Below are 8,666 nucleotides of genomic sequence, written 5' to 3' on the forward strand. Positions count from 1 at the left end.
GAGGAGGCGATTTTGCTTCCCGAACTCGCTGCAGCATAATCAGAGAACTGACCTGCACGGTGTCGAGAAACTCCACCACTCAGCGGGACGTAACCGAGCCCACATTCCAGATTCACCTGTCTGGGCCAACTGTAGTGAGACAAAGTCGCGAAATCCCGTCTCACTTAAGTTGAACCACCCGCAGGAAATCAACGTCTGATGGTCCAACTTGAATGAGACAGGACACTTAGTTTTGCTGGCAGTATCGCTGTCTCACGGAGGCCGGCAACGAAAGGGCCAACTCGCCTTGCGTTCCCTACCAAACGCATCCCGCGGCTACCCAGCACGTCCACGTGCGCATGGTCAAGGTGGCGCAGGATTTCATTGCCGGGCTCCGGTGCCTCATAGTCCTGCCACTGTCCTCGAGGGCTGTAGACGCTCCAGAACCGGTCGTCGAAAATGATGTACTGGATGTCCAGCTCCTCGGCATGAGCGACGAGCCAGTGGGCCAGCATCCACCCCTCACGCCGGTTCTCCTCCGTCACTGGGCGGAAGAAGATGTCAATGGCCCGGCCGTCGTAGTGCGTCGAGTCCGCTCCGTGTCCCTGATCGATGCCACCCGGAGCGAACCCGCCCAGGCTTTGGTCGCCGAACACCTCGGTCATCGCCTCGCGCAAATCCTCGGCGCGTGGTGTCAGGCCGGTGGCAGTCAGCTGCTGTTCCTGCAGGTCACCGGCGGATGAGCCCTGGCAGGTCAGACTGGGGCCAGCGTCCCCGGGCGGACCGGCGGCCAGCCGCTGCAGCACGGCCTCGTCGATGCCGGAGGTGTCCGGGGCCTCCATCCCGCGAGCCAGAAGCACCACCGCCGTCGTGGCCAGCTGCGCCTCATCACGGTCGAGCTCGACCTCTCCCTCCAAGGTCTCGACCGTGCACTCCGGGCCCCCTGGCAGCAAGCCGGGACCGAGGAGCATCAGCGCTGACGCGAGAATCCCGAGCGAGAGAAAGCCCAAGAGCAACCAAATTGGGCGGTGCTGACTCCCATGCGTCTCGTTATGGGTCATCACGAATACAGGCATGCGTGCAGCATGATGGCCTCTTCAGTGCCGGTACCGGCCAGCTCACCGGCCAGGGCTGATCCGAGGACTCCAGCGCTGATCACGGCGATCCTGCTTACGATGAGGCGCCCCTTTCGTTGCGTGGCGATGCTCCAGCTATAGCAGAGGAGGGCACTGCTAGAGGTTCAGCGAGCCACTGGGACTGCTTCCCTACGCGGTTAGTCAGAGCCGGATTATATATTGTCTCAAAACTCGGTGGTGTGCTCCGTCCGGGGGCGCGCTGACGGTGTTAGCTGCATTCGATCCGTGTCGCGCTAGCGGGCCTGGGCTGGGCTCTCGTTGGCCTTACATAGCTGTCTCCTGGCGACGGGTGGTGAAAACGTAGACTAAGTGAGCCTGTTGGGTTATCACGGCATGTCTCATGCCCGGGACCCGCAGCTCCACAAACCCGGGGAGGAAGATCAGTCTCACTGAGACTAACTGGCCGGTGCGTGCGAAATCCTTTCCGTCCGCCGACGGGCCACGCCGCCGGCCATCATCGACCCTACCGGCACCGGCAACCTCTTGACCGGGCAGATGCTCGAGGCGTAACGACGTTGCATCCATTGCTTTCGTCTGAAGACGAGATGTTCCTGCCGATATCGTAGAGGTCATGGCTGCCCGTGAGATTGCCCTACCCGACGACTATCAGGATCTCCTTGGGTTACTAAAGGAGCGGGTTCGCAGCATCCGCGCTCAGGCTCTGCGCACTGTGAACACCCAGTTGATCGAGCTGTACTGGTCCATCGGGCGGGACATCCTTCAGCGTCAGGAAGTCCAAGGGTGGGGTAGCGGCGTTGTTGGCAGGCTTGCCGAGGACCTGCGGGCGGAATTCCCGGAGATCTCCGGCTTCTCCCGACGGAATCTGCAGTACATGAGGAGCATGGCCGAACTCTGGGGGAGCGGACCAAATGTGCCACAGCTTGTGGCACATTTGCCCTGGGGCCACATCCGTATCCTGATCGACAAGCTCGATGACCGCAAAGCGCTGGACTGGTACGCCGGGGCAGCTGTTGAGTACGGGTGGTCCCGGAACGTGCTGCTGAACATGATCATGGGCCAGGCGATGGAGCGGACAGGTTCCGCGCCCTCGAATTTCGCGGAAGTGCTTCCGGCGCCGGGGTCGGAGTTGGTACAGCAGGCAGCGAAGGACCCGTACAACTTTGAATTCCTGGGCCTGACCGGTGAAGTGGCAGAGCGGGACCTCGAGCAGCGGCTGACTGACCGGATTGTCGAGACGCTGCGCGAGCTCGGTCCGGGCTTCGCATTCGTTGGGCGGCAGGTGCATCTGGAGGTCGGGGGCGACGACTTCTATATCGACCTGCTGTTCTTCCACGTCGAGCAGCTGCGCTATTACGTCTTCGAGCTGAAGACGGGCAGGTTCCAGCCCGAGTATGCCGGCAAGCTGAACTTCTACGTCGCCGTCGTCGACGACCTCATGAAGCGCCAGTTTCACAACGAGACGGTCGGGATCCTGATCTGCGGCAGCAAAAACGATCACACCGTCCGCTACAGCCTGGGACATTCGACATCGCCGATGGCCGTTTCCACATATACATATGAGCAGTTGCCGGCCGCGGACAAGGCGCTGGTCCCGGGGGAGGACCAGCTCACCGCCGCCTTGGACCAGCTCCCAGCGGACGACTCCTAACCCTTCCCAGTCTCAAATCACCTGTGTGGGGAACCCCGGAGCCAGGCCCGGCCAGCACCTGTCAAGGCGAAGCACGGCCATCAATCGCACCTTATCGAGAGGTACGAGTCGATCAGCCTACGAGGCCCTTCCGCCGCGGAAGCGGGAAGCGCTTCCTTCTCTGCAGTAATCACGGCGGCGCTGGAACACGGAACCGATGGGAGAACCGGGTGAAGCGGAGTGAGGCACGGGAACGGTTTTGACGCCGCGCGGCGCTCGAGGAACGCCTGGCCGCGGGTGCGGGTAGTCCGCCTGTAGGTCACGGCGGGGGAGTGGATCAGCGGGCGTAGGGCGTTACATGTCTCTCTTCGTTGAATGGTTCGAACCAGTGCTCGAGTGCCATGGGGGCCAGCCGCAACTGCTGGTTGAATCCTTCATCGTGTTGGAATCCGTCAAGGCTTCGGTCGTACAGCATGTCGCTGTCGGTGTCTTCGAGGATTCTCTCGGTGAGCATGCCCCGCCAGTCCGGCTCAAGCTCAAGGTCGTAGGTGTCCGCGGTGACCTCGACCTGGTCCAGCAGGCACCGTACGGCAAGCTCCTGCGCCACGCAGGTCGGGTACGTCCAGTCGGCTGCCAGCTTGGTTGTCATGTCGGCGGCCACGATCAGGAAACGCTGGGCGAAGAGCCCGTTGTACTTATCCGCGTACTGCCCCGGCAGGCCCGAAAGAACCCACGTTTCGTCGATGTCCTCGCGCGTGATCGGCCTCTTGCCATGCAGCAGGTGAATATCTTCGAACAGTTGGTCGATGAGGATGATGGAGGCGTGCCAGATGGCCCCGGCCAGCAGACGGGCCTGGTCCAGCCTCCGGGCCCGTTCCGCCTCCGGTATCGCGGCCATCCATGCCAGCGTCTCGGCATCCAGGCCGCCCCGCTCGTCGTCGGAGAGATCCCGGGGGTGTGGAATGTAGCCGAGGTCTTCCAGACTGAGACCCTTCAGCCGGCCGGCATCCGCGTAGAGCCTGGCAATGATGTTCTCTCGTCCCGTGTCCATTCAGCAGATGTTACCGCTGGAGGCGCCCTATAAATCCCACCGCGGAAGTGGAACCTGGCGCGCATGCCAACGGCGCCGGGGACGGCCCAACCGTCCCGTCCACATGAGTTGACGAGCGTCCTACTTCGCTGCGGAGGAAAGGGCGGACAGCTCACGGTTGACGGCCGCGACGTCCAGAAACTCCGGATCAAACGGCTTGTCGGTTCCGGTGGTTTCTGCGACCCGGGCCGAGAGTTCGGCGTGGTCCGGGTGGGCAGGATCGGCCAGAGCATCGAGGAGGTCCTCGTATCCGGGGAAGCCGCCACAGTCCTCCAGGGGGCCCCGGCGGGCCCCGTCGGTCAGCCGCGCCGGCGGTGTGCCCGGTTCTGCCGGCCGGCGGGAGAGCAGTTCGAGTCCGTGAAGCCAGCTGTCGCCAAAGTCGTACTCGTAGAAGGCTTTCCCAGAACCCCGGGCCAGAAGCTGCTCCAGGGAACAGTGCTCCTCCGGCCTGTCCGTGGGCTCTTCGCACCATTCTGCCGGGAGCCACTGGAGAGGCTCGGGGAGCGCGCCGTCGGCCGGACGCAGCGGCGCAAACGGGTCGCTGTCGGTGAACCGGTGCAGATGGACATCCTCCCAGCCGAACGCCACCTGAAGGATCCGGTGTACCTGGGCGAGCTGGACGGAACCGCGGATCTCCAGCAAACGCCAAATTTCCGGCTCCGTGCCGACCAGCCGGACACGAATCTGCAGAATCCACTCCGTGCCGTCCGCGGTCTTGGCCTCGTCCTGTTTCACCCGACCATCGTCTCAGGCTGACGGCCGGTCCGGGGATCTGTCGAGGCGGTCGGAGACTTACGGAATCAGCCCCCGGGGAATGCGGTTGGCAGACTGCTGGCCATGGCTCCGGCGATTGAGGTGTCCCAGGACACTGGATCTGCTCAGGGTTCAGGCGGAAGCGGCGGATCAGCCGCTCGGCGACTACGTGCATGCCCTGGCAGCGGCGGCGGACCGGCGGCACGTTTCAACCGGCTCGGTGAGGCGATACGGAAAACGACTGCGGACCAGGTCGAGTCCCAGGCCGCGGAAACGGCGGCCTGGGAAGCCACCGAACTGGCTGATCCGCAGAAGCAAGGAACCTGGTCAGAAGAAATGAGGGTCGCGGCTTTTGCCGATAGTTGTCTTAGGCGGCGATTTACTTGACATAACGTTCGTTACGGCAAAAACTCACGGGAGTAGAAGTAGCTGCGAGAACTCCCGTTCCATGGCCGGTCCCGTGCCACTGTCCTTTTCCACTGCCTGTCTCATCTAAAGTGGCCCAATCTCATTTGACGTGGACCATTAGCGGGATCTGTTCACCACAGTCGGCCCATTGGCGCTTTCTGCCAAGCGTTTGTGGCTGTTGGGATGACGGTATTCGCCAACCGCTGAGACTTTTGGACAACTCGGTTATGATTTGCACGTGTCGCCTGTGAAACAACACGTGAATTGGTGTCGGATAACAGCCGAGTTGTCGTGAGTGCCGGGCTACTTGTCCAGCAGACGAGCGTGGATTCAGGGGCGCTCAGCCGAGTTCGGTGACGGCCGATCTGTCCAAACCTTGGCTGGAGGGTGAGCAGACCGATTTTTCAGTGGTGGTCGTCGGTGGCCGTGACGCACCGGGCCGCAGGTCGTTGAGGCTGACTCCGAACTCGACAGTTCTGCTGGGGATGATGTCGATTGCAATCTCGACGAGTTCGTCGGTGAACTCCAGAGGACAGGCCGCACGACGCCGTTGGACAGACCGCTGAGAATTTTGGACACCTCAGTTGTGATTTGGACATGTCGCCTGTGAAACAACAACAATTGGCCAAAAACCCCTTCTGACTAGGCGTTTTGTTTTGCCGATAATGGAGATTATGTCAAGTAAAATGGGCGCGGTAAAAGAAGCGCTTGGCGAAAGCGTTGAAAACAGTATCGCACCGCTCCCCTTCCCTAAGCAACTGGAAGGAGCCCGGGCCGGCAGGCAGCTATGCTTCCCGGGTTCACTGACACGTCCGGCCACGCGATACCCGTTGCGTGAACCGTTGCAGCTGAATACCGATAACGGCGCATATGACGGACTGCGAAGGCTAATCTGTTCAGTGGTTATAGTCGGTGCCACACGTCTGGGCGACAGCCGAACGCAGCGTCGCAGCAATCCCAATCCGGCTGGACAGGCAGATAGCGAAGCATCTACGCCTGGGGCGCGCCAATCGCACGGCCCAATTCTCCCCTCGTCCAGTAACCGCCTTCGCGGACGTGGCTATCCTGCTTAGGTTTTAAGCCAAGACTGCCTTGGACACGGCGGTTTCCATGATCAGCGAACCGCAGCCAGACCCGGCTCGTCGACTCCTGTCAAGTATGACGCTCGTAACAATCAGTCAAAAGAAGTCAAGGAACTAAACACTTTGAACTGGCTTCACATTTGACCTTAGATAGGGACGACCATCCCGAGCGGCCTAGAGATCGGGCTCAATAACGCCGCAGCAACCCCCGGAGTCCCTGGCAGGGTGCTAATACCCGAACTGATGGAAAGAGTGGCAATGACTACATCTACTGCGTCTATAAACGGATCGGACGCTGGCCCGGAAAACGAGTCCGGCCCCAGTCTCAAGACCATACGGGCGACCGGTGACTGGAAAGGGTCCATGGTGACCGAGGTCCACACCAGAGGCTTCACGTTCCGCACCGATGAGCCGAAGCAAATAGGTGGCACAGATCTCGATCCCACACCCATGCAATACGTGGTGGGCGCAGTCAACGGCTGCGTTACCGTGGTCATCGAGGCAGTCGCCGCTGAGATTGGCGCGGTAGTGAAAGCGATCAGAACCTCCTCCCAGGCGCGTCAGGACGTCCGGGGGTTCCGTGGCACAGCCGACGTCTCTCCGCACTTTAATGACTTCCTGCTTTCCATCGAAATTGATTTCGCTCTGGCGCCCTCCGAACCGGGGGCCTTCAGAGAGCAGGTCGAAAAACGCTGCCCGGCCATCAACCTGCTCCGCGATGCCGGCGTCCAGTTGGACATCGAGTGGCACATCAATAGCTTGGAGACCAAGTCATGACATCGGCGGGAGCATGGACTCTTGGGCTGGCCCTCTTCTACACCGTGTTGCTGGCCTTTGCGGGCCGTGCCGCTAACCGGCGCGCAGACCGTGGCGAGGGCTTTTTTGTCGGCGGCCGCACCTTTGGTCCTTGGACCGTCGCATTCTGCATCACCGGATTGTTCTCCGGCTCGTCGTATATCGCCATCATGGAACTGAGTTACCGCACGGGGATCTCCGCCGTCTGGTATGGGGTGGCCGAAACCGTCCAGATTCTGCTGATCGCCCTGATTCTGGTCAAGCCTTTGCGCAACCGGTTGCTCGTTACCGTTACCGGTCTCATCGGTGAACGTTTCGGGCGCAAAGCCCAGGCAATCGCGGGATCGATAACAGCTTTCACCTTCCCGATGTGGTCCGTTGCAACCGCCATCGCATTCGCATCGGCGCTGCAAGCGCTAACCGGTATGTCCATTCACGTGGCGATCATTTTCACCGCGGTTCTGTTGCTGGCGTTCCTGTCAGCCGGCGGGATGCGAGCGGTCGCGTTCACCCAGACCGCTAACTGCATGGTATTCATCGCCATGCTCATCATCGGACTCATCGCCTTCTTCATCAATCCGGGTTTCGAGGGGCTGCGCGTGCTCGCCTCCGAACGCCCGGAGATGCTCGACCTCTCCTCAGCGGGATTGACCCTGATCGTCGCGTGGTTCGGGACGTTTATTGTCAACGTCATTCTGGCCCAAGCAGCCTTCCAAATGGCCATGTCTTGCCGCACGCCGGAAGCGGGGAGGAAGGGAATGCTCTACGCAGCCGGTCTGGGTGTTCCATTCATCATTATCGGAGCGTTGCTAGGTACCGCGGCAGCTATCGTCGTGCCGGCCCAGGACCTGGCACTCGTTGCCATTCCGACGTATATTGCCGACGTCTTGCCTGCCCCTCTGGCCGGCGTGTTCTTCCTTGGGGTGTGGGCGTGTGCTCTGAGCTGGGCGGGCCCGTGCCAGTTTTCCGGCGCAACCAGTCTCGGCAGGGACGTCGGGAAAGCCCTCCGTCCCCAAGCAACCGAGAACGACCTTGTCCGCTATACCCGCTGGTCGCTCCTCATCCTGACCGTGCTGATGATCGTCTTCGCCATCCTGCGAACGGAACAATCGGCATGGTGGAACGTGCTCGCCTGGACCCTGCGCAACGGCGCCACACTGGCCCCCGTGCTGGCAGCCCTTTTCTGGCCACTGGCTACCCGCAGATCCGCCTACGCAGCCATGATCGCCGGTTTCGCCACCGGCCTGTCCTGGTACCACTTTGGTCATTGGTCGCACACGGACTTCCTGTTCGGAATTCACCCCGTGTGGATGGGGATGACAGCCAACATCGCTGTGATGGTCGCCGTCACGCTATCGACGGTCCGCTGGCAGCTTACCGCCAACAGCAGGTCAAGGAACTGGGGCCGGATGACAGCGTGGACGGCTGCCGCCTTCGCTGCACTGTCGGCAACCTTCTGGGGCTGGCTGCATCCACAGGGCCTTTCAGGCCTCGCGGCATTTCTCGTTGTCGCCGCAGCTGCTGCCGCTACGTTCCTCCTCACCACGCAGGTAACGGGAACCGGAGGCGCCCCGGCAATGGCCAAGGCGCACGACGAGGACGTACCCGCTGCATCCTGACTGCTTGAACAAACTTTCAACGTTAAACCACTGGGGTTCTTGCTTCGCTTGACGCCGCAAATTGTTCGCGGACAATACAGGTCGACTGCCGCAACGCCGATAACGGCGCATATGACATGGCGTAGTCTGCGTATTTCATCTGATGAATCATGACGGCTCCTCTCCCCGCTGTGATGCGGGACGCCCATGGAAGGGCGAGTTTACGCGGATCACTGG

7 protein-coding genes and 1 riboswitch are annotated in these 8,666 nt (G+C 61.3%); of the genes, 3 read left to right on the forward strand and 4 right to left on the reverse strand.

Annotation, left to right across the window (positions count from 1 at the left end; translation table 11 throughout):
• Nucleotides 1-188 precede the first annotated feature (188 nt).
• Nucleotides 189-896, reverse strand: coding sequence for a hypothetical protein (locus B0G38_RS22835; protein WP_264671599.1), 708 nt, complete (start codon nt 894-896; stop codon nt 189-191).
• A 790-nt stretch (nt 897-1,686) separates the two neighbouring features.
• On the opposite strand from B0G38_RS22835, the gene B0G38_RS22840 reads away from it, so the two are divergent.
• Complete coding sequence (locus B0G38_RS22840; protein WP_169998542.1) at nt 1,687-2,724, forward strand: PDDEXK nuclease domain-containing protein; 1,038 nt, start codon at nt 1,687-1,689, stop codon at nt 2,722-2,724.
• A gap of 316 nt (nt 2,725-3,040) precedes the next feature.
• Here the strand turns inward: B0G38_RS22840 and B0G38_RS22845 are convergent, their stop codons facing one another.
• The gene (locus B0G38_RS22845; RefSeq protein WP_169998543.1) at nt 3,041-3,754 is read right to left on the reverse strand and encodes a hypothetical protein; all 714 of its coding nucleotides are present in this window, start codon (nt 3,752-3,754) and stop codon (nt 3,041-3,043) included.
• A gap of 120 nt (nt 3,755-3,874) precedes the next feature.
• Nucleotides 3,875-4,528 carry a plasmid pRiA4b ORF-3 family protein gene (locus tag B0G38_RS22850; RefSeq protein WP_169998545.1) on the reverse strand — a complete coding sequence of 218 codons (654 nt, stop codon included), beginning with the start codon at nt 4,526-4,528 and terminating at the stop codon, nt 3,875-3,877.
• Between the two features lie 1,665 nt (nt 4,529-6,193).
• A riboswitch (SAM riboswitch) is annotated at nt 6,194-6,286 on the forward strand.
• 8 nt (nt 6,287-6,294) lie between these two features.
• Here B0G38_RS22850 and B0G38_RS22855 point away from each other — a divergent pair.
• A complete protein-coding gene (locus B0G38_RS22855) occupies nt 6,295-6,813 on the forward strand; it encodes an OsmC family protein (protein WP_264671600.1) in 519 nt (172 codons plus the stop codon).
• Entirely contained in the window at nt 6,810-8,450 is a 1,641-nt protein-coding gene (locus tag B0G38_RS22860) for a sodium:solute symporter family protein (protein WP_264671601.1), read from the forward strand. The genes B0G38_RS22855 and B0G38_RS22860 overlap by 4 nt, the downstream gene beginning before the upstream one ends.
• Nucleotides 8,451-8,472: 22 nt before the next feature.
• On the opposite strand, the gene B0G38_RS22865 is transcribed toward B0G38_RS22860, so the two are convergent.
• Nucleotides 8,473-8,666 (reverse strand): hypothetical protein (locus B0G38_RS22865; protein ID WP_264671602.1); only part of this gene is annotated, 194 nt, incomplete at its 5' end.

The sequence above is a fragment of the Crystallibacter permensis genome, assembly GCF_025960875.1.
GTDB lineage: Bacteria > Actinomycetota > Actinomycetes > Actinomycetales > Micrococcaceae > Crystallibacter > Crystallibacter permensis.

Excerpts from the sequence above, each read along its gene's own strand:
- B0G38_RS22840 (WP_169998542.1), top strand. The coding sequence starts at position 1,687 with ATGGCTGCCCGTGAGATTGCCCTACCCGACGACTATCAGGATCTCCTT.
- B0G38_RS22855 (WP_264671600.1), top strand. The coding sequence starts at position 6,295 with ATGACTACATCTACTGCGTCTATAAACGGATCGGACGCTGGCCCGGAA.
- B0G38_RS22860 (WP_264671601.1), top strand. The coding sequence starts at position 6,810 with ATGACATCGGCGGGAGCATGGACTCTTGGGCTGGCCCTCTTCTACACC.
- B0G38_RS22845 (WP_169998543.1), bottom strand. The coding sequence starts at position 3,754 with ATGGACACGGGACGAGAGAACATCATTGCCAGGCTCTACGCGGATGCC.